A 21,136-nucleotide genomic window follows, 5' to 3' on the forward strand; every position below is an offset into this window, starting at 1 on the left:
AGTTCTCCGTTGAGAAATGAGCCATGGAAGAAATGCGCCACGACCAATGAGTTCGAGTGGTGACATGACTCATATGGCCTGACACTCATATTTCCGGAAGACGTGATCCAGACTGTCGCTCCACCGGCTCCCCTGTCCAGCCGGTTAACCCCTAAGAGGGTTCATGGCCGAATGTTCGACGTTCGAGAATAACGCGGAGATGAGCGATTCATATGATTTATCGAGCAGTCGGCAGAGCCGGGAAGCGCGGTGATCAGGGGGCGGTTGCTTTGCGCGCTTCGCACCCGGTATTCGCTCAGAAGTGCTGATCATCGAACGGTGCGCCGGATGTGATCTCCGGTGGGTGACCGTCGCCGAGGTGCCGGGCCGCCCGAGTTCAGTCGGTGCCCACTTCACAGGATGTCGACGGGCGCCCCTTCGGCCAGGCCACGCCCTCGAAGTGGACCACGCCGTCCGAGTCCGGGCGCGGTCCGGCGGCCGGGTCGAGCGTGACGACGGAGACCGTCTTGTTCCAGGGGTTGCCCTGGTTGTCCAGGCAGAACCAGCCCGTCATCCCGGCGACGCCGCCGACCGAGTACACGTCGGCCCACTGCTGGGACAGGTCTTCCAGGGTGGGGATGCCGACACCGTCTCCGGGCGCCACCGCCTGGAGGGCCCGCGCGGCGAGCCAGACGGAGTCGAAGGCCGTCATGGCACGGGAGTCCTGCCAGTTGATGTCGCCGCCGAGTCGGGAGCGCACCTTCGCGTAGTCCCGGCGGACCTCGGCGGTCACCGCCGCGGGCGGCGGCTGCCTGTCCTGCTCCAGGTAGAAGTGCCGCCCCGCGCCGAACCGCCCCCTGGTCCAGGTGTCCGGGTGGCCCACCGCCGAGTACTGAAGGGTGAGCGTGTCCCGGTTGCGGCGCAGCAGGTCCCAGTCGTCCTGGCCGAGGTACGAGGAGATGGTGGAGGCGCCGGAGGCGGTGATGACGTGCCGGACCCGCTTGCCGCAGGGGTTGTCGGCCAGCGCCACCAGGAAGTACCGCAGGTGCAGGGGCCGGCCCGCGAAGTAGATGTTCGTCGCGCCGCTGTCGCAGATCGGGCCGGCCATGAACGCGAACCGGTTGGCCACGTTGCCGGGCTCGGTGGGGCTCGGCGACTCGAACTCCTTCGGCTTGGTGCGCGGGGAGACCGCGGCGCTGAACGCCTCCGCGATCGAGGCGTTGTAGGTGTCGCCGGGCCGGGTGTCGCGGACCAGGACGGAGTCCTCCCGGCGGGTGCCCTCGTTGAAGTTGACGAGCGCCTTGGCCTGGTCGCGGTTGGTGGGGGCGATGCGGGCCATCCCCGGGAAGCGTTCGACGCCGTTCCGGCCGCGGCGGTTCTCCGTCTCGTCCGCGGTGATCGGGCCGCCGACCACGGGGACGTGGGCCGCGGTGAGGGCGTGCAGGGCGTCCACGGTGTTCTGCACGCTCAGGTTGAACCCGGTGACCGCGCGCAGCGGGTGCGGGGCGTCGTCGGCCATGGCGATCAGCTCGTCGGTGACCGTGCGCCAGTGGGCGTAGTCGCGGCCCGGGTTGGCCAGCACCAGGCGGATGTGCGGCAGGGTGGCCTGCCTGTTGGCGCGCCGCTGGGCGAGGTAGGCGCCCTGCACCTCGCTGCGGGCCTGGCGGCGCTCCGCGTCGTTGTCCGGGGTCATCGGCAGCATCAGGGCGACGGTGACCGTCGCCTGCGCCTTCTCCGCCGCGCGGTTCTCCGCCTGTATCCGCGTGCCGACCGGGCCGAGTTCCCGCATCAGAAAGGCGGCGCCGCCGCCGTCGGTGACGCCCACGCACTGGCCGTCCACCCTGGTCAGCAGGGGGGAGAGGGAGAAGCCCTGCCCACAGGACCGGCCGCCGCCGATCACCGGGCCGAGCACCCATCCGGTGCCCAGCAGGGCGAGCACGACGGCGACGGTCACCGCGCGCGCGACCGGTCCCGACCGGGCCAGGCTGGGCCGCGGCCAGCGGCCCGGGGCGCCCGAGGCCGGCCCCGGCACCGCGAAGACGGCCTCCCCGTCCTGGGCCGCCCACACCACGTCGTCGCCGACGACGATCTCCTCGGCCGTACCGGGCCCGGTGTGCGCGAGCACCACGAGGCTGCTCCTGCGCCGCACCTCCTTGGGTGTCCGCTCGTCGCCCCCGGTCCGCCGCGGGCTACCGGTCCCCCCGCGGCCGCGTCCCCGTGGCGCACCGCGGGCCCGTTCGGCCGCGCGGACCCGCTCGGCGCGCAGCCGCTCCACGAGGATGCCGGCGGGGGTCCCGGGAGTGGCACCCGGCAGGAGCAGCAGGGGCAGCCGGGAGGCGTTGAGGCGGCGGCCGAGGTGGTAATAGGCGTCCACGTCGGCGAGGAAGGCGTCGAGGAGCCACTGTTCCTGCTCCTCGGGCGGTTCCGCCTGGATCCGGCAGAGCGCCGCGTACATCGAGCCGTGCGAGGGGGTGCCCAGCTTCCGCTGGAACCAGCGGCGGGCGGGCCGGTGCACCCAGAAGTACCGGACCAGCCACTCGGCGAGCGGGACGAGGGTGAGGGCGGCCAGCACCGTGCCGACGCCGTACAGGGCGGCCTTGATCTCGTCGCCGCTGCTGCGGCCGCGCAGCCGGTTCAGCTCGTGCAGCAGCCCGCCGCGCTCGTTGTACGCGGCCTGCTCGCACTTCTCCTGTAGCTCGCGCACCTGTGCCACGCCGGTGCCGGCGCCGGTCCGCCACATCGCGTACGCCTGCTCGGCCATCCGGAAGCGGCGGAACCGCATCGGGCGGCGGCGCTTGCACATGCCCTTGTAGCCGTACCAGCTGGCGATCTCGTGCAGCAGGGCGGCCATGGTCCCGGGCGCGGGGGTGTTGGACGCCTGGAAGTTGTTGACGGGCAGCCGGGTCCGGTAGGCGAGGAAGCCGTCCATCAGGTCCCGTGCGGCCTGTTCCGCGCCGCGCAGTTCCACGATCACGGGCCAGGGGGCCCGCCCCTTCGGCTGGCGCCGGCCCCACCAGCGGCCGTTCCCGACGAGCTCGGCGACCGCCTCGGCCAGGACGCCCGACGCGCCCGTCAACATCGCCATCCCGTCCCCCCGGATCGTCACCCCACGCGCACATGTACGACACGACACCGTGGTCGTCGCTGAAGGGTAGTGCAACCCGTAGGTACCGGCACGGAGTTGGCGCCATGCACCGCAGGGGGACAGACCGCCCTCAGCCCCGCCGCACCGCCACCTCGCCCGTCCGCTCGGTCAGCAGGATGTGCACGGGGGTGCCGTCCGCGGTGACGCGGGTGCGGGCGTAGGTGCCCTCGGGGAGGTCCGGGAGGACGGGGTGGACGCCCGCCTCGGCGCGCACCCGGTCCATCAGCGCCCGCATGGCCGCGGGGCCGGGGCGGGTGCCCAGGTACCAGGCCGTGCCGGCGCCGTACCCGTGACGGGTGACCGACGGGGTGCCGGAGCCGGAGGTCTCGACCGCCTCGGCGCCCTCCAGGTGGATCTCCTCCGCCCAGGAGCCGTCGGGTCCCGGGTCGAACTCCTCCACCCGGATGCCCAGCAGCTCGCGGAAGGGTGCCGGGTAGCCGCCGAGGTGCACCCGGTCGTGCTCGTCGGTGATGCCGGAGAAGAACGACATCACGAGGGTGCCCCCGCCGTGCACGTACTCCGCCAGGCGCCGGGCGGTCCCGGTGCTCACCGAGTAGAGGTTCGGCACCACGAGCAGCCTGTACGGGGTGAGGTCGGCGGTCACCGGGACGACGTCCGTGGCCACGGAGGCGTCGTGGAACGGCTTGTGGTGGGCGAGCGCGATGCTCAGCATGCCGAGGTCGGCGGGGTGGGCGTCGAGTTCCAGTGCCCACCAGTTCGGCCAGTCGAGCAGCAGCGCGGCCTCGGCGCGCGCCGGCACGGAGCCCAGCAGCTCCGGGTGGCCGGCCAGCTCCGCGCCGAGCGCCGCGACCTCACGGTGGATCCGGGTGTCCGGGCCGCCGTGCGGGACCATCGCCGAGTGGAACTTCTCCGCGCCGCCGCGGGAGGCGCGCCACTGGAAGAACAGCACCGCGTCGGCGCCGTGCGCCACCGCCTGCCAGCTGTCCAGGCGCATCCGTCCCGGTGGCTTGCGGCCGTTGCGGCGGCGCCAGTTGACGGCGCTCGGCGCCTGTTCGAGGAGCAGCCAGGGCTGGCCGCTGCGCAAGCCGCGCATCACGTCGAAGCTGAACGCGGTGCGCTGGAAGGCGGCCGGATCGTGCGGGTCGGGGTAGGAGTCGTAGGAGACGACGTCCAGGTGCGGTGCCCAGGAGAACAGGTCCAGGGTCTTCGCCACGGGCACGAAGTTGGTGGTGACCGGCACCGAGGGGGTGAGCCGGTCCAGCACCTCGCGCTCGGCGAGGTAGCAGGCGAGCAGCTCGTCGGAGGAGAACCGCTGGTAGTCGAGCTGCTGGCTGGGGTTGCGGAAGGACGGGGCGGTGCGGGGGGTGAGGATCTGGCCGAAGTCCGTGTACCGCTGCGCCCAGAAGTCGGTGGACCACGCGTCGTTGAGGGCGTCGACGGTGCCGTACCGCTCGCGCAGCCAGCGGCGGAACGCCTCCGTCGAGACCGGGCAGTGGCAGTGCCGGGAGATGTGGCAGCCGAACTCGTTGCCGATGTGCCACAGGGTGAGCGCCGGGTGGTCGGCGTAGTGCCGGGCCAGCTCGGCCACCAGGCGCGTGGCGTGCTCGCGGTAGACCGGGCTGGAGGGGCACCAGTGCTGGCGTGACCCGGGATACAGCGTGGTGCCGTCCTGAAGCACCGGCAGCGTCTCGGGGTGCAGTTCGGGCAGCCAGGGTGGCGGCGAGGCGGTCATGGTGGCCAGGCTGACGGCGATGCCGGCGTCGGCGAGGCGGTCCATGTGCCCGTCCAGCCACCCGAAGTCGTACGCGCCCGGGGTGGGCTCGGACCTGGCCCACCCGAAGATTCCCAGGGTGACCATGCTCACCCCGGCCGCCCGCATCAGCCGGATGTCCTCGTCGTGGACCTCGGGGCCCCACTGTTCGGGGTTGTAGTCCCCGCCGTACCCGACGGCTCCCAGCTTCTCGTACAGGCGGTCGAGGCGGGGGACTCCGGTGGGGTTGGGGGTGTTCATTCGGCTCCCGGTCTCGTCGTGGGCCCCTTCGGTGCGCCGCCCCCGCGGCCCGTCGGTCCCCGTCGGTCCCGTGGCCCGTCGGTCCCGTGGCGGTCTCGTGGTGGTCTCTCGCGCGGTTCGCCGCACCCCTCCGGGTTACTGGACGCCGCGGGTCTCCCGGGTCGCGCGGGCCTCGATTCCGCGGAAGTGGTCGGCCATGGCCCGCTGCGCGCCCGCCACGTCCCGTGCGCGCAGCGCGGTGAGGATGTCCCGGTGCCGCCGGACGGTGACCTCGGGGGCCGGATCCTCCATCCAGCCGCGGGCCGCGGCCACCCGGTGGAACACGTTCCAGAACGCCCCGAGCAGTTCGGGCACGAGCTCGTTCCCGAGCGCGCGGTAGAGCCGCTCGTGGAACTCGCGGTCCAGCTCGGGGAAGGGCTGGTGCTCCCGCCCCGACGCCTCCATGCGGACCACGATCTCCTCCAGGGCGTCCAGGTCCCGGTCGGTGAGCGACGTCGCGATGCGCCGTATCAGCCCCTCCTCCAGTACCTCACGGACCTGGAGGATCTCCACGAGAGCGTGGGCGTCGTCGCCGAGCAGCGAGAGGGTACGGAAGGTGAGGCCGTCGACGAGGGGGGTCAGGGAGGCCTGGCCGACATAGGTGCCGTAGCCGTGCCGGATCTCCACGATGTCGAGGGCCTGGAGCGCCTTGAGCGCCTCCCGCACGGAGTTGCGGCTGACGCCCAGGTCCTCCATCAGCTCCGTCTCGGTGGGCAGCGGAGCGCCGGGCTTCAGCTTGCGGTCCAGGATGAGCTGGGTGACCTCACGCTGGATCTGGCTGTTCACCCGCCATCTCCGGGACGACCGCGGGACGGAGTGCACCTTGGAGTTCCTCGGCTCCTCAGACATGCGCTCCATCGTACGCCGTGGGACATCCCACGTCCCATGTCATGTCTCACCGGCCACCATCCGGAGCGCCCCCTTCGATCCCTGCACGCCCTCTTGACCGCCCAACTGCCCCGACTCTATGGTCGCGCGACAGACGTAGGACGTCCTATCTCCAGGGCCGGCTCCGACGGGACCGCCCCGCCGGAGCCGGTCCGGCGGGACCGCCGCCGACAGGACCGATCCGGCAGGAGAGGCCCGGCACGGCAGGGCCTTTCACGTTTTGGGGGAACTTCCATGGAGGCACTGTGAGCGACGCGACCCCGGAACCGGCGCTGCACCGCCGGTCCTTCCTCAAGTACACCGGTGCGCTGAGCGCGGCGACCGCCCTCACCACGTCCCTCTCCGCCTGCTCGTCCGGACCCGAGTCCACCAACGACACCGGCGGCGGGGGCGGTTCGGACTCCCTGACGGCGGTCATCGGGTACGGCAACGACCAGAGCTGGGACCCCACGAAGACGGCGTCCGCGTTCACCATGGCGGCCAACCACCACATCTACGAGGGCCTGCTGGACACCGACCCGATCACCCGCGAGCCGTATGCCGCGCTCGCGACCGAGGTGCCCGCGAACCTGGAGGCCACCACCTGGCGCTTCACACTGCGCTCCGGGGCGAAGTGGCACGACGGCCGGCCCGTCACCGCGGACGACGTGCTCTTCACCTTCGACCGGATCCTGCACCCGGGCACCGCCCTGCTGGCCACCGGGTTCATCCAGCCGTGGCTGAAGGAGGTGCGCAAGGTCGACGGCAGGACGGTGGAACTGGTGCTGAAGTTCCCGTTTCCGGAGGGCGCGCCCCGGCTCACGCTCGCGAAGATCATGCCGAAGCACGTGTTCGGCAGGCCGGGCGGCTGGGAGGCGGCGGACGGCGGCAAGGCCGTGGGCTCCGGCCCGTACCGGCAGACCGCGCACCACCCCAAGTCGAACACCACCTTCGCGGCGTTCGAGGACTACAACGGCCCGCGCAAGCCGGCCTTCAGGACGATGAACTGGCTGTCCATCGTGGACGCCGCGCCCCGGGTCGCCAAGATCTCCGGGTCGGGCGCGGGGGCCCAGATCGCGGACAACATCCCCTACGCCAACATCGAGCAGCTCAGGAAGAGCGGCCTGACCGTCCAGGGCGGCGCGGGCATGAACCACATGTTCCTGCTCTTCAACACCGCCCACAAACCCTTCGGGGACGTCCGGGTCCGCCAGGCGCTGTTCTACGCGATCGACACGGAGAAGCTGATCCAGGCGGGCCTGCGCGGACACGGCAAGCCCGCGTCCTCGTTCCTGGACACGGGCAACCCGTCGTACCGCAGGGCCAGGACCGTCTACACCTACGACCCGGACAGGGCGCGGCGGCTGCTGAAGGAGGCCGGCGTCAAGGACCTCTCGGTCGACCTGCTGGCCGGGAACGTCAGCTGGATCGTGGACTGCCTGCCGACCATCAAGGCGTCCTGGGACGCGATCGGCGTCAGGACCACGCTCACCCCGCAGGAGACCTCCGCGGTCTTCAGCAAGCTGGACCAGAAGAAGGACTTCCAGGTCGTGGCCTCCGCGTCGAACCCCAACCAGTTCGGCATGGACGCGGACCTGATCATGCACTACAACTACGGCCCCCAGAACACCTGGATGGGCTATGCCCGCTGGGGCGACACCCCCACCGCCAGGCATCTGTTCACCCTTATGGACCGGGCCCCCCGCGAGCCGGACCCGGAGAAGAAGAAGCGGATGACGCAGGACTACATCGACATCGTCGCGGAGAACGCGGTGATATACCCCGTCGTCCACACCGAGCTGATCACCGCCTGGGACGCGAAGAAGATCACCGGCGTGCGGGCGCAGCCGTACCCCGGTATCAACCTCCTGAAGGCCAGGCCCGTCAGGAGCTGAGCCGGCCGTGAGCCCGGGCCGGACGCCGCCGCCCGGGCTCACGCCGTCCTCAGCCCGTCTCCAGGAGCCACACGTGAGGAGCCCCACGTGCTAGCGATCGCCAGGATCCTGGCTCGCCGTATCGCCCTGCTCGTCCCGCTGCTGCTCGGCATCGTGCTGTTCGTCTTCGTCATCATGCGGTTCTCGGACAGCGATCCGGCCTCCGCCTACTTCCAGGGGGCCAACCCGACCCCGGAGCAGCTCCACCAGTTCCGCCTGGAGAACGGCCTGCTGGATCCGCTGCCGCTGCGCTATGTGCACTTCGTGGGCGACCTGCTCCACGGCGACATGGGCATCAGCGTGCTCAACCGCGCCCCGGTGAGCCGGCAGATCGCCACCGCCCTGCCGCTGACCCTCCAGCTCACGCTGATGGGCCTGGTCATCGCGGTGGTGCTGGCGCTGGTGCTGGGCGTCACCGCCGCCATCCACCGCGACCGGCTCGCCGACCAGGTCATCCGGGTGGTCTCGCTGACCGGAGTGGCCGCCCCCGGCTTCTGGCTGGCGCTGCTGATGATCCAGTACCTGGCGGTGAACGCCGGGTGGTTTCCGTCCGGCGGGTACATCAACCCGGCGGACTCCGTCTCGGGCTGGCTGAAGACCATGACGCTGCCCGCGTTCTCGCTGTCGCTGCCCATCGCCGCCCAGCTCACCCGGATCGTCCGCACGGCCGTCGTCGAGGAGCTGGACAAGGACTACGTGCGCACCGCGATCGGCAGCGGCCTGCCGCCGGTCGTGGTGGTCGGCCGCAACGTGCTGCACAACGCGCTGATCAACCCGCTGACGGTGCTGGGCCTCCAGGTCGGCTACCTGCTGGGCGGTGCCGTGGTCACCGAGACGATCTTCGCGCTCCCCGGCATGGGCAAGCTGATGATCGACGCCGTGAAGAACGGCGACCCCGCGGTGGTGCAGGGCGTGGTGCTCACCACGGCCGTCGGGTTCGTGGTCGTCAACCTGGCCATCGACATCCTCTACCTCCTGGTCAACCCGCGTCTGAGGAGTGCCGCCTGATGACGGAGCAGGTGACGGCGGCGTCCTCCCCGCCCCGGACGCCCCAAGAACCCCGCGAGAGACGGATCCGGGCGGTGCTGCGGCGGGGGGCGCTGCGCCGGCTGCCCGTGCCGTCCCGCATCAGCCTGGCGGTGATCGCCCTGGTGGTGCTGACGGCGCTGCTGGCGCCGGTGCTCGCCCCGCACGACCCGCTCGACCAGGCGCCCATGAGGGGCGACGGCGGGCCCTCGGGCGAGCACTGGATGGGGCAGGACAGCCTCGGCCGGGACATCCTCAGCAGGCTGATGTACGGGGCCCGCTGGTCGCTGGCGATCGGGCTCGGGGCCACACTGCTGGCGCTGCTCGCGGGCGCCCTGCTCGGTGCGCTCGCGGCCACCTCGCGCAAGGCCGTCGACGAGACCGTGATGCGCGTCATGGACGTCGTCATGGCCTTCCCCGGCATCGCCCTGGCCGCCGTCCTCGTCACCGTCTTCGGCGGCAGCATCCCAGTCCTGATCGGCGCGCTCGCGTTCCTCTTCATGCCGCCGATCGCACGGGTGGTACGGGCGAACGTGCTCGCCCAGTACGGGGAGGACTACGTCGTCGCCGAGCGGGTGATCGGCGCCAGGACCCCGTACATCGTCGCCCGGCACGTCGCGATTAACTGCGCCGCGCCGGTCCTGGTCTTCTGCACGGTGAAGGTCGCCGAGGCCATCGTCTTCGAGGCGTCGCTGTCTTTCATCGGCGCCGGGGTCCGCCCGCCGGACCCGTCCTGGGGCAGCGTCATCGCCGACGGCAAGAACATGGTGCTCACCGGCGGCTGGTGGGCGACCGTCTTCCCGGGGCTGCTGATGCTGGTCACGGTGCTGGCGCTGAACGTGCTCTCCGAGGGCGTCTCCGACGCGTGGGCGGCGCCCGCGGAGCGGCGCGGCGTCGCGCACGGGAAGCGGGCCGCGGGTGCGGTGCACGCGGACGCCGTGGGGCCGGATGCCGTGGACCCGGACGCCGTGGACCCGGACGCCGTGGACGCGCTGGAGACGGCCCGGCCCGGCACCGGCACGGTCACCGAGCTGCCCGCGCTCACCGAGGCCGCGGCCCGGCTGCGGGAGCGCGCGCGGCCGCTGCCGCAGGGCGAGCCCGTGCTGCGCGTGGCGGGCCTCGCCATCGGCTTCGAGGAGCGGCACCGCGGCGTGGACATCGTCGACGGCATCAGCTTCGACGTGCGGCCCGGGGAGGTGCTGGGCCTGGTCGGCGAGTCCGGCTGCGGCAAGTCGCTGACCGCCCTGACGGTGATGGGCCTCGCCCCCAAGGCCGCCCGGATCCGCGGCCGGGTGGTCTTCGACGGCAAGGAGCTGACCGGGATGCGGATGAGCGCCCGGCGGCGGCTGCTCGGGCACGACATGGCGATGATCTACCAGGATGCGCTGTCGTCGCTGAACCCGGCGATGACCGTGCGGGCGCAGCTGAAGCAGCTCATCCGCAGGGGCGGCGGGCGCAGCGCCGACGAGCTGCTGCGGATGGTGGGGCTCGACCCCGGGCGGACGCTGCGGAGCTACCCGCACGAGCTGTCCGGCGGGCAGCGGCAGCGGGTGCTGATCGCGATGGCGCTGTCCCGCAACCCGAAGCTGATCGTCGCCGACGAGCCCACCACGGCGCTCGACGTCACCGTCCAGGCGCAGATCGTCGAGCTGCTGCTGCGGCTCCGCGAGGAACTGGGCTTCGCACTGATCCTGGTCTCCCACGACCTCGCGCTGGTCGCGGACGTGACGGACCGGATCGTGGTGATGTACGGCGGCCAGATCGTGGAGAGCGCGGTGACCGCCTCCCTGGTGGCGGCCCCCGCCCACCACTACACGCGCGGCCTGCTGGGCTCCGTGCTCTCGCTGGAGTCGGCGGCCGAGCGGATGACCCAGATCCGCGGCGTGGTGCCGTCCCCGGCGGACTTCCCCGCGGGCTGCCGGTTCGCGGACCGGTGCCCGATGGCGAGCGAGGTCTGCCGGACCACGGCGCCCGGGCTGCGCGGCGACGAGGCCGGCACGCACGCGGTGGCCTGCCACCATCCGGCGGACCGGCCGCCGGTGTCCGTACCGCCCGCGGGCCCGGCCCAACGACCGGCCGAGGCCCGCACGACCGGGGAAGCGAGGCCCTGAAGTGACGACCCGGGGAACCGACGGCGCGACAGCGCACGACGACGACGGCGCGGAGCGCTCGGGCGCGGGCGCGGGCGCGGGCCCGGGCGCGGACGCGGACGCGGGCCCGGGCGCGGACGCGGACGCGGGCGCGGACGCGGACGCTGGCACGGGCACCGGCACGGGCTCCGGCCCCGGCCCCGGCTCCGGCCCCGGCCCCGGCCCCGGCTCCGGCTCCGGCTCGGGCGCACGAGAGGGGACGGGTGCGGGTGCTGGTGCGGGTCTGGGGGGCGGTGCTGGTGCGGGTGTGGGGGACGGTGCCGGTGCGGGTGCGCAGGACGGCGTGCACGCGGGCGCACGGGACGGCGCCGGCGCGGGCGCGGCGGGCCGCCCGGCACCGCACGGCCGGCGGGCCCCGGACGCCGCGGACGCCGTGAAGGCCGCGGACGCCGTGAAGGCCGCGGACGCCGTGAAGGCCGCGGACGCCGTGAAGGCCGCGGACGCCGTGAAGGCCGCGGACGCCGTGAAGGCCGCGGACGCCGTGAAGGCCGCGGACGCCGTGAAGGCCGCGGACGCCGTGAAGGCCGCGAGCGCCGTGGACGCCAAGGACGCCAGGGACGCCAGCGACGCCGCCGGCACCGCACTCGTCTCGCTGAGCGGGGCGAGCGTGGTGCACCGGGCGCGCACCGGCGGACTCTTCCGGCGCGACCGCGTGCACGCGCTCACCGACGCCGACCTCACCGTCGCGGCGGGCGAGACCGTGGGCGTGGTGGGCGAGTCGGGCTGCGGCAAGTCGACGCTGGCCAGGGTGCTCGTGGGTGTGCAGCGGCCGACCTCGGGCACCGTCACGTTCCACGGCCGGGACCTGTGGGGACTCGCGCCCGCCGAGCGCAGGAAGCTGGTCGGCCGCGGCGTGGGCATGGTCTTCCAGGACCCGTCCACCGCGCTCAACCGCAGGCTGACGGTGCGCCAGATCCTGCGCGACCCGCTCGACGTGCACCGCGCGGGCACGCCCGAGCAGCGCGAGCGGCGGGTGCGGGAGCTGATGGGCCTGGTCGGGCTGCCGAAGGTGCTGGCCGAGTCGCTGCCGGGGCAGCTCTCCGGCGGACAGCGGCAGCGGGTCGCCATCGCCCGCGCGCTGGCGCTCGAACCCGCGCTCGTGGTCGCGGACGAGCCGACCAGCGCGCTGGACGTCTCCGTACGCGCCCAGATCCTCAACCTCCTGCTCGACCTGAAGGAACGCCTCGGCCTGGCGCTGGTCTTCGTCTCGCACGACATCCAGACGGTGCGGCGGATGAGCGACCGCGTGATCACCATGTACCTGGGCCGGATCGTCGAGGAGTCGCCGGCCTCGGAGGTCACGGCCCACGCCCGGCACCCCTACACCCGGGCGCTGTTCTCGGCGACGCCCGGGCTGCTCGACCCGATCGACCCGATCCCGCTCGTGGGTCCGGTGCCCTCGGCGACACACCCGCCGAGCGGCTGCCCGTTCCGTACCCGCTGCTGGCGGGCAGATCACTCGTGCGCGGCCGCGCTGCCGGACCTGAGCGAGGCCGGGAGCGGCCACCGCTTCCGCTGCCACCACCCCGTGGGCGCGGACGAGTCGATCCGCGACCTGGTCCTCCAGGCCACCGCACCGAAGGAGTGTCCATGACCCTTCCCACCCCGTTGACCGGTGTCGTCCCACCCGTCTGCACCCCCCTGACGCCGGACAACGAGGTGGACACCGCCTCCCTCACCAGGCTGGTCGACCATCTGGTGGTGGCCGGCGTGGACGGGCTCTTCGTGCTCGGCTCGACGTCCGAGGCCGCCTATCTGCCCGACCGGTTCCGCAGGACGGTCGTGGACACCGTGGTCGGGCATGTGGCGGGGCAGCTTCCGGTGCTGGCCGGGGCGATCGACATGGCGACCTGGCGGGTCCTCGACCACGCCGGCGCCGCGGTCGCCGCGGGCGCCGACGCCGTCGTCACCACCGCGCCGTTCTACACCCGCACCCACCCGGCGGAGACCGCCCGGCACTTCCGGGCGGTCGCCGCGCGTACCGGCGTGCCCGTCTTCGCCTACGACCTGCCGGTGTCCGTGCACACCAAGCTGGACGCCGACCTGGTGCTCCGGCTGGCCGCCGAGGGCGTGCTGGCCGGCGTGAAGGACTCCAGCGGGGACGACGGCGCCCTGCGCCGGGTCGTCATGGGGGCGAGGACACGCGCCGACGTCACCGGTTTCAGCGTCCTCACCGGCTCCGAGCTGACGGTCGACTCGGCGCTCGCGATGGGCGCGGACGGGGTGGTGCCGGGCCTCGGCAACGTCGACCCGGAGGGCTACGTGCGGCTCTACCGGTACTGCCGCGGCGGCGACTGGGAGCGGGCGCGCGCCGAGCAGGAACGGCTCTGCGCGCTCTTCGGGATGGTCCGTGCGGGAGATCCGGGGCGGATGGGCGGCAGTTCGGCCGCCCTCGGCGCGTTCAAGGCGGCGCTCCATCTGCGCGGCGTCATCGCCTGCCCCGCCACGGCGTATCCGCAGATCCCGCTCGACGCGGACGAGGTCGAACGGGTCGGCAAGCACATGGCCGCGGCGGGCCTGTTGTAGGCCTCACGCCCGTCTCCCGCGCCCCTGACGGGGCACGTCGTCCCGCCCCCGGGGGCTTCGGGTTGTCGCCGGACCAGCGGCCGGTGGGTGGTTGCCCGCTCCCCCACTGCCTTGAGGGCGTGGAAGGTGCCCCCACTTCCCCGCGCCCCTCAAGGGGCGCTCCGCGCCTCCTGCGGGGCGCAGCCCCGCTGTCAAGGGGCGCGAGGAACTGCGCGACCAGCCACGACGAAACCGTCGCGTCGCCACCGACCCGAGGAGGCAGTCTCCGTCGTCTCCGGACCACCGGCCGGTGGATGGCTGCCCGCTCCCCCACTGCCTCGAGGGCGTGGGACGTGCCCCCACTTCCCCACGCCCCCTCAGGCAAACGTGCTCACCGGTATGCCTCGGAACTGGATCCGCTCGTAACTTCCCCGCTCACCCGTCTCGTAGAGCAGACCTACCGTCCGCGCATCGACCTGCACCAGGTCGGAGTACGCGGCGGGCAGCTCGGACAGCGTGACCGCGCGGGCGAACGTGCGGCCGCCGTCCGCGCTGCCGAAGACCGCCATCGCGGCGCGAGCACCGGGCACGGAGGGCCCGGAGAACAGCAGCGGTCCCCCGCCCGCGGTCTGGAGCACGCTGCCCTGCACGACCGGCACGTCGTCGAGCGTGTGCTGTACCGCGTACGGCCGCTCCAGGCTCCGCCCGCCGTCGGCGGAGTACGCGTCCAGCCGGTTGCCGGCGGCGGTGCCGTTCTGGTCGCGTGCGCTGAAGTACACGCGCCCGTCGGGCAGTTCCGCGGCACTGGACTCGTTCGCGTTGACCACGCCGTCGTACGTGCCGTCCACGAAGCCGATCTCCCAGTGCCGGCCGCCGTCGTCGCTGTAGAGCGCGTGCGCGCCGTAGTACCTGGCCTCCTGGCCGGTGTCGGTGGAGCCGGCGGGCGGCGCGGCCGAGTGGTTGGCGGGCACCACCAGGCGCCCCTGGTGCGGGCCGTGCGCGAGGGCGATGGCGTGGCCGGGTCCGGTGGCGTACCAGCGCCAGTCGGGCCGCTTGACGTCGGCGGTGATCTCACGCGGCGGCGAGAAGCTCCGGCCGTCGTCCTCGGACGTCTGCACGAAGACCCGGCGGCTCTGCTCCGGCGTGACCTCACCGCGCATGATCTGCGCCTCGCTGACGGCCCCGCTGTTGTAGCAGGTGAGCAGGGTGACCCGGCCGGTGCGCGGGTCGACGACGGGGGCGGGGTTGCCGCGGGTGTCGCCGTCGCCGGCGGCGACCACGCCGAGCGGACCCCAGGTGCAGCCGCCGTCGAGGGAGCGCCTGCTGACCACGTCGATGTTGCCGGAGTCCCCTGCGCCGCCGACCCGGCCCTCCGCGAAGGCCAGCAGGGCCCCGTCCCGGGTGCGCACGGCGGCCGGGATGCGGAACGTGTCGTAACCGTCCTCGCCCGCGGCGAACGGCACCGACGAGACGCACGCGGCGCGGCCCTCTCCGGCGGCGGGGGCGGCCCGGTCGGCGGCGGACGCGCCGGACGCGGCGGACGTGCTGGCGAACAAGGCGGCTCCGGCGACGGCGAGACTGAGGATCAGGCGACTCTGGGCGGTCATCGCTCCCCTAGGCTGAGACATCGGACGTAGGACGTCCTATGCCAACCTAATGCGGCGGGAAAGCCTCGGCAACACCACGCGCCCGCACCCCGGCAGGGGCGCGGCCATGCGTCGAGGTGCCCTACGAACGGGCCGCGCGGGCCGCCGCGAGGAGGCGGGTCACCTCGTCCGCCCCCATGGTGAGCGCACTGCCGACCGTCCCCAGGACCTCGCGCTCGGCCGGTGAGTACGGGCCGTCCGCGAGGGCGATGCGGGCGCCCTGGACGAGGATGGACTCCCGCCCGGTGGGGGCGAGGTGCGGAGTCAGCGGGTCCAGCGCCTCGTGCAGCTCTATGGCGAGCCCGGTCAGCCCGCCGCCGCACTGCTCGGGCAGCCGCCCGGTGTCCGCGGCGAGTGCCTCGATGAGCGCGGCGAGCTGGTCCTCGGTGCACTGCTCGAAGCCGGCGTCGCGCGCCACGGCCACGGCCGTCTCCAGCGCCGCCCGCTCGCAGGTGCCGTCCGCGGCGAGCACGGCGAGGGCCACGGTGTGCACCGCGTCCTTGAGCATCGCGGAGAACCGGTGCGTGGTGGGGTGGTCGAGCACGTCGGTGCCGAACCGGTCGTGGCAGGCCGCGCACTCGACCACGGGCCCGGTCGTGCCGCGCGGCACCAGCGGCACGCCCAGCACGGCGAACCTGCGGCGGCCGGTGCGGCGCTGGTAGTTGCGGTCGCCGCCGCAGCCGGGACAGAAGAACTCCCCGTCGCCGACGGTCGTCCAGATGGTCCGCGTTCCCAGGATGCCCGACACTCGGGAGGTACCGGCACCGTGAGCACCTCGTCCGTTACGTCCCCATCCTGGCAGCACGTGGCACCCCTCCATAACGCCGCGGCAACGACATCGTTGCGCTCCGCTCCGCCGCAGCCCTTCCGGAGCAGCGGTCGGTCACAGAGCGGTCGCGTTGGCGTGATGTTAGCCACATTGTTGATGTGGCGTCAGTACCCCGCACGCCAGCTTGGCCGGGAGACGACGCGGCCCCGGGCACCCAAGGGGCGCACGGGGCCGGGGAAAGCGCCGGTCACGTCCCCTAACGTGCCGCGCGGTTCACGGCGGAGACCACGGCCTTCAGCGAGGCACGTGTCGTATTCGCGTCGATCCCGATGCCCCAAAGGATCTTGTCGTCGATGGCGCATTCGATGTACGAGGCGGCCTGCGCGGAGGCGCCCTCGCTCATCGTGTGCTCCTGGTAGTCCAGGAGCCGTACGTCCATGCCGATGGAGCCCAGCGCGTCGAAGAACGCGGAGATCGGGCCGTTGCCGGAGCCGGTCAGCACGGTGGCCACGCCGTCCACCTCGGCCTCCACCGTGAGGGTGTCCACGCCGTCCTTGGTGTCGGTGGTGGTCTGCCCCGACCTGACCTGGATACGGCCCCACGGGTTCTCGGGGTTGGGCAGGTACTCGTCGCGGAAGACCGACCAGATGTCCGCCGGCGTGACCTCGCCGCCCTCGGCGTCGGTCTTGGCCTGGATGATCTTCGAGAACTCGATCTGCATCCGGCGCGGCAGGTCCAGCTTGTGCTCGTTCTTCAGCACATAGGCGACGCCGCCCTTGCCGGACTGCGAGTTGACGCGGATCACGGCCTCGTAGGAGCGGCCGACGTCCTTGGGGTCGATCGGCAGGTAGGGCACCGCCCAGGTGATCTCGTCGACGGTCCTGCCCGCGGCCTCGGCGCGCGCGTCCATCGACTCGAAGCCCTTCTTGATGGCGTCCTGGTGCGAGCCGGAGAAGGCGGTGTAGACGAGGTCGCCCGCGTAGGGGTGGCGCGGGTGGATCTCCATCTGGTTGCAGTACTGGGCGGCGCGGCGGATCTCGTCGATGTCCGAGAAGTCGATCTGCGGGTCGACGCCCTGACTGAAGAGGTTCATGCCCAGGGTGACCAGGTCGACGTTGCCGGTGCGCTCGCCCTGGCCGAACAGGCAGCCCTCGATCCGGTCGGCGCCCGCCATCAGCGCCAGCTCGGCGGCGGCGACGGCGGTGCCGCGGTCGTTGTGCGGGTGCACCGACAGGCAGACGTACTCGCGCCGCGAGAGGTTCCGTGACATCCACTCGAAACGGTCGGCGTGCGTGGAGGGGGTGGAGCGCTCGACGGTGGCGGGCAGGTTGAGGATGATCTCGCGGCCCTCACCCGGCTGCCAGACGTCCATGACGCCCTCGCAGACCTCCAGCGCGAAGTCCAGCTCGGTGTCGGTGAAGATCTCCGGCGAGTACTGGTACCCGAAGGTCGTCCGGTCGTCCAGCAGCTTCTCAGCATACTCCATGACCAGCCGGGTGCCGTCCACGGCGATCTGCTTGACCTGGTCCTTCGAGCCGCGGAAGACCACCTCGCGCCAGACCGGCGCGGTGGCGTTGTACAGGTGGACGGTGGCGCGGTGGGCGCCCTTCAGGGACTCGACCGTGCGCTCGATCAGCTCGTCGCGGGCCTGCGTCAGCACCGAGATGGTGACGTCCTCGGGGATGGCGTCGGACTCGATGATGGAGCGGACGAAGTCGAAGTCGGTCTGGCCCGAGGACGGGAAGCCGACCTCGATCTCCTTGTAGCCCATGCGCACCAGCAGGTCGAACATCTCACGCTTGCGGGCCGGCGACATGGGGTCGATCAGGGCCTGGTTGCCGTCGCGCAGGTCGGTGGAGAGCCAGCGGGGGGCCTTGGTGATGCGCTGGTCGGGCCAGGTCCGGTCGGGGAGGTCCACCTGCTCGTACGGGCGGTACTTGTGGACCGGCATCGCACTCGGACGCTGGAAGTGCGTCGCATTGGTGATCGGAGTGGGCTGCGTCATGATGCGGGGCTCTCCTCGGGGTCCGCGGAAGACGGCCGACAGTGCGCATCACCGAACTCCGCGGGGAGGGGGTCGGCCTTCGACTACAGGCCCTCGCCGCGGCAGCTAAGGAGAAGCAGCCCGAAACGCATGATGCACAGCAGCCTAACCGAGACCCCCGGGTTGCGCGGGGCCGTATCACTATGCGGGATCACAAAGAGCTGACCCTGTCATGGACTGCCGGTGGTTTTCACTCTATTTCACCAATCGCCGTCGCCAGTAGTGACAAGTGCATCACCCAGTGCCACCGTCGTGTGTATGACCGTCACCGCGCGCACGGGCCACGAGCCCGTCTTCTGCACGATCGTCCCACCGCACGTCCTCGACGCCCTGGCCCGGCACGACGACGAGTCGCTCGCCGGACCCGCCCGCCGCACCCTGGAGCGGGACGCCCTGGAGCGCACCCGCAGGCGCACCACGACCCTGGTCGGCGCCCCCGCGGTGGAGCCCCACGCGGGAGCCGCGGCCGCCAAGGTGAACCGCACCATCCACGACGCCCGGCACGGCACCGACCTGCCCGGCACCCGGGTGCGCGGCGAGGGCGACCAGGCCTCCGACGACGCCACGGTCAACCGCGCCTACTCCGGCCTCGGCGCCACCTTCGAGCTGTACCAGAAGACCTACGAGCGCAACTCCATCGACGGCAGGGGCCTCGCCCTGGTCGCCAGCGTGCACTACGACCGGGAGTACAACAACGCCTTCTGGAACGGCGAGCAGATGGTGTTCGGCGATGGCGACGGCGAGATCTTCCTCGACTTCACCCTCCCCGTGGACGTCATCGGCCACGAGCTGACCCACGGCGTCACCCAGTACACCGCGAACCTCACGTACTCCGGCCAGTCCGGCGCGCTCAACGAATCGGTGTCGGACGTCTTCGGCTCGCTGATCAAGCAGTACACGCTCGGCCAGACCGCGGACGAGGCCGACTGGCTGATCGGCGCGGGGCTGCTGGCGCCCCGCGTCACCGGCAAGGCGCTGCGCTCCATGAAGGCCCCCGGCACGGCCTACGACGACGACGTGCTGGGCAAGGACCCGCAGCCCGCCACCATGGACGACTACGTCGACACCTCCGACGACAACGGCGGCGTGCACATCAACTCCGGCATCCCCAACCACGCCTTCTACCTGCTCGCCAAGGAGCTGGGCGGGCACGCGTGGGAGAAGGCGGGCCAGATCTGGTACGACGTCCTGACCGGCGGCGACCTCACGGAGAACGCCGACTTCGCCGACTTCGCCCGGCTCACCGTGGCCGCGGCGGGCAGCCGGTTCGGCGGGCAGGACTCCGCGGAGGCGCAGGCGGTGGTGAAGGCCTGGAACCAGGTGGGGGTGTCGTCCTCGTAGCCGGGGACACCGCCGGGCCGGGCGGCGGGGCGGCGTCGGAGTGGTCCGTGCCGCCCGGCCGCGGCGGTGTCACTTCTCGTTCCGGAGCCCAGCCGCTAGACAGGACACATGCGTATCCAGGTGAAGCGGACCGGAGGGTTCGCGGGCATCGAGCGCCACGCCGAGCTGGACGTCTCGGCACGCGAGGACGCGGCCGAGTGGCAGGCCCTGGCGGAGCAGGCGCTGTCCGAGGGCCGCGGCACCCCGCCGATCGGGGTGCCGGACGGCTTCAGCTACCAGATCACGGTGGACGACAGGACGGTCTACTGTGCGGATCCGCGCCTCACCGAGGCGCAGCGAAAACTCATCACCCGCGTCCTGAAGGAGGGCGCGTAGCGCCCTCCTTCGCAGGCCCACCACCGGCGGTGGTCCGGACGCGACAGGGACCGCCCCTTCGGGGGAGCGGCGACCTGACGGTCTCGTCGCGGCTGAGCGCGCAGTTCCCCGCGCCCCTTGAGGGAGCCGGGGAGCCCCTGACGTCTAAGCGGTGAGGCCGTTGATGCGGTAGTGCATCACCCGGTAGTTCTGGTTGTCGTACCACTGGCTGACGCAGATGTGGAAGTCGGCGAACGTCGAGCCCGGGATGATGAACCCCCCGTAGGGGCTGGCCACCGCGTTGCCGGCCTCGTGGCCCGGTGTGGTCGGCACGATCATCGTCTGCTCCGGCGTCGTGAAGAGATTGCTCGTGGGCAGCGGAAAGATCTGCGCACGCATGGACAGCACATCCATGTTCAGCCAGGTGAAGGCGTACTGCCCGCCCATGGCGCGGAAGCAGATCTCACCCCACCTGCGGCGCCCGGTGATCGTCGTCGGATAGTTCCCCCACGCCCAGGCGCCGCCCGCGTAGCCCCACGGCTCGTACGCGGCCGGATCGCCGAGCCGGTCCTGCCGGACGCGGTGCAGCAGCAGGTCGGAGGCGATATCGCGGTTGAAGACGGTGGACAGCACATAGCAGTAGCCGTCGTCGGCGACCGCGTACGTCTTCTGCTGGAACTGCCCGCCGTACTGGTCGCCCGGCCACTGGCACAGGTACTGCCAGGTCTCGCCGTTGTCGTCGGAGCGCCAGAAGTCGGAGTGGTGCGTCTGGTAGATCACCCCGCGCATCAGGTGCATGTACATCGTGTCACCGACGGTGAAGACGTCCGACGGGATGGCCGTGGTGCCGCCTTCGTGGCCCTCGGGGACCAGGCCGACCGCGTGGGAGCCGCCGACGGCACCGTCGATGGTGAGCGTGCCCGGGTTCGGGTCGCTCGCCCGCAGCCCGACCGGGGCGCGCCAGTCGGGGCCGCCCACTCCCCCGCCGTCGAAGGTGTCGCCGCAGACGAGGAGCATGCTGCCGTTCGGGCACCGAGCGGGTATGCCGAGGTCGGTCCAGGGCGCGGCGAAGGCGCCCGTCTCGGCGGGCCCGGTGAGGTTCTTGATCTTGGTGCCGGTGATGGCGGCGGCCGCCGCCGCGGCCCGCGGGGCGGTCACCGCGGAGCGCCCCGTCGCGGCGGCCGCGACGCCCAGGCCGGCGGCGAGGACGGATCTGCGGCGGAGCCTCCGCGCGGCCGGGGCCACGGCCGACGGCGGGGTCGGGGCCGCCGATGAGGTCGCGGCCGCGGCCGCGGCCGGGGGCCCCGCGGCCGCGGGGCCCCCGGCTTCGGCCCGGCCGGACTCGGGTGTGCTGGACATACGGGC

The 21,136-nt window shown here is 72.4% G+C and carries 14 protein-coding genes; 7 read left to right on the forward strand and 7 right to left on the reverse strand.

Going from position 1 to position 21,136, the window contains the following annotated elements; all coding sequences use genetic code 11:
- Positions 1-376: 376 nt before the first annotated feature.
- The 3 genes from ACSMXW_RS08820 to ACSMXW_RS08830 all read right to left on the reverse strand — a co-directional run bounded on the left by ACSMXW_RS08820 (position 377) and on the right by ACSMXW_RS08830 (position 5,993).
- Positions 377-3,064, reverse strand: a complete 2,688-nt coding sequence (locus ACSMXW_RS08820; RefSeq protein WP_485804971.1) for a hypothetical protein — start codon at positions 3,062-3,064, stop codon at positions 377-379.
- A 130-nt stretch (positions 3,065-3,194) separates the two neighbouring features.
- A complete protein-coding gene (locus tag ACSMXW_RS08825) occupies positions 3,195-5,096 on the reverse strand; it encodes a beta-galactosidase (protein WP_485804973.1) in 1,902 nt (633 codons plus the stop codon).
- A gap of 135 nt (positions 5,097-5,231) precedes the next feature.
- Positions 5,232-5,993, reverse strand: coding sequence for a FadR/GntR family transcriptional regulator (locus tag ACSMXW_RS08830; RefSeq protein WP_485804975.1), 762 nt, complete (start codon positions 5,991-5,993; stop codon positions 5,232-5,234).
- Positions 5,994-6,268: 275 nt separating this feature from the next.
- On the opposite strand from ACSMXW_RS08830, the gene ACSMXW_RS08835 reads away from it, so the two are divergent.
- From ACSMXW_RS08835 to ACSMXW_RS08855, 5 genes are all read left to right on the forward strand, one after another.
- Positions 6,269-7,897, forward strand: coding sequence for an ABC transporter substrate-binding protein (locus tag ACSMXW_RS08835; protein WP_485804977.1), 1,629 nt, complete (start codon positions 6,269-6,271; stop codon positions 7,895-7,897).
- 87 nt (positions 7,898-7,984) lie between these two features.
- Positions 7,985-8,944 carry an ABC transporter permease gene (locus tag ACSMXW_RS08840; protein WP_485804979.1) on the forward strand — a complete coding sequence of 320 codons (960 nt, stop codon included), beginning with the start codon at positions 7,985-7,987 and terminating at the stop codon, positions 8,942-8,944.
- Complete coding sequence (locus ACSMXW_RS08845) at positions 8,944-11,073, forward strand: dipeptide/oligopeptide/nickel ABC transporter permease/ATP-binding protein (protein ID WP_485804981.1); 2,130 nt, start codon at positions 8,944-8,946, stop codon at positions 11,071-11,073. The genes ACSMXW_RS08840 and ACSMXW_RS08845 overlap by 1 nt, the downstream gene beginning before the upstream one ends.
- Before the next feature lie 631 nt (positions 11,074-11,704).
- Entirely contained in the window at positions 11,705-12,706 is a 1,002-nt protein-coding gene (locus tag ACSMXW_RS08850) for an oligopeptide/dipeptide ABC transporter ATP-binding protein (RefSeq protein WP_485807902.1), read from the forward strand.
- On the forward strand, positions 12,703-13,638 hold the full coding sequence (locus ACSMXW_RS08855; RefSeq protein WP_485804983.1) for a dihydrodipicolinate synthase family protein: 936 nt from the start codon (positions 12,703-12,705) through the stop codon (positions 13,636-13,638). The genes ACSMXW_RS08850 and ACSMXW_RS08855 overlap by 4 nt, the downstream gene beginning before the upstream one ends.
- A gap of 356 nt (positions 13,639-13,994) precedes the next feature.
- Here ACSMXW_RS08855 and ACSMXW_RS08860 read toward each other — a convergent pair whose 3' ends face one another.
- The 3 genes from ACSMXW_RS08860 to leuA form a co-directional block, all read right to left on the reverse strand.
- Positions 13,995-15,224: a sialidase family protein gene (locus tag ACSMXW_RS08860; protein ID WP_485804985.1), complete on the reverse strand. Its 1,230-nt coding sequence runs from the start codon at positions 15,222-15,224 to the stop codon at positions 13,995-13,997.
- A 121-nt stretch (positions 15,225-15,345) separates the two neighbouring features.
- Entirely contained in the window at positions 15,346-16,068 is a 723-nt protein-coding gene (locus ACSMXW_RS08865; RefSeq protein ID WP_485804986.1) for a TerB family tellurite resistance protein, read from the reverse strand.
- A 220-nt stretch (positions 16,069-16,288) separates the two neighbouring features.
- Positions 16,289-18,037 (reverse strand): 2-isopropylmalate synthase, encoded by a 1,749-nt coding sequence (gene leuA / locus ACSMXW_RS08870; RefSeq protein WP_485804988.1) that lies wholly within the window; start codon positions 18,035-18,037, stop codon positions 16,289-16,291.
- Positions 18,038-18,334: 297 nt separating this feature from the next.
- On the opposite strand from leuA, the gene ACSMXW_RS08875 reads away from it, so the two are divergent.
- Together ACSMXW_RS08875 and ACSMXW_RS08880 are read left to right on the forward strand one after the other, a co-directional pair.
- On the forward strand, positions 18,335-19,417 hold the full coding sequence (locus ACSMXW_RS08875) for a M4 family metallopeptidase (RefSeq protein WP_485804990.1): 1,083 nt from the start codon (positions 18,335-18,337) through the stop codon (positions 19,415-19,417).
- 108 nt (positions 19,418-19,525) lie between these two features.
- Positions 19,526-19,792 carry a protealysin inhibitor emfourin gene (locus ACSMXW_RS08880; protein ID WP_485804992.1) on the forward strand — a complete coding sequence of 89 codons (267 nt, stop codon included), beginning with the start codon at positions 19,526-19,528 and terminating at the stop codon, positions 19,790-19,792.
- 144 nt (positions 19,793-19,936) lie between these two features.
- Here the strand turns inward: ACSMXW_RS08880 and ACSMXW_RS08885 are convergent, their stop codons facing one another.
- The gene (locus tag ACSMXW_RS08885; protein ID WP_485804994.1) at positions 19,937-21,130 is read right to left on the reverse strand and encodes a DUF4185 domain-containing protein; all 1,194 of its coding nucleotides are present in this window, start codon (positions 21,128-21,130) and stop codon (positions 19,937-19,939) included.
- Positions 21,131-21,136 lie beyond the last annotated feature (6 nt).

Source organism: Streptomyces sp. DSM 116793, assembly GCF_057320905.1.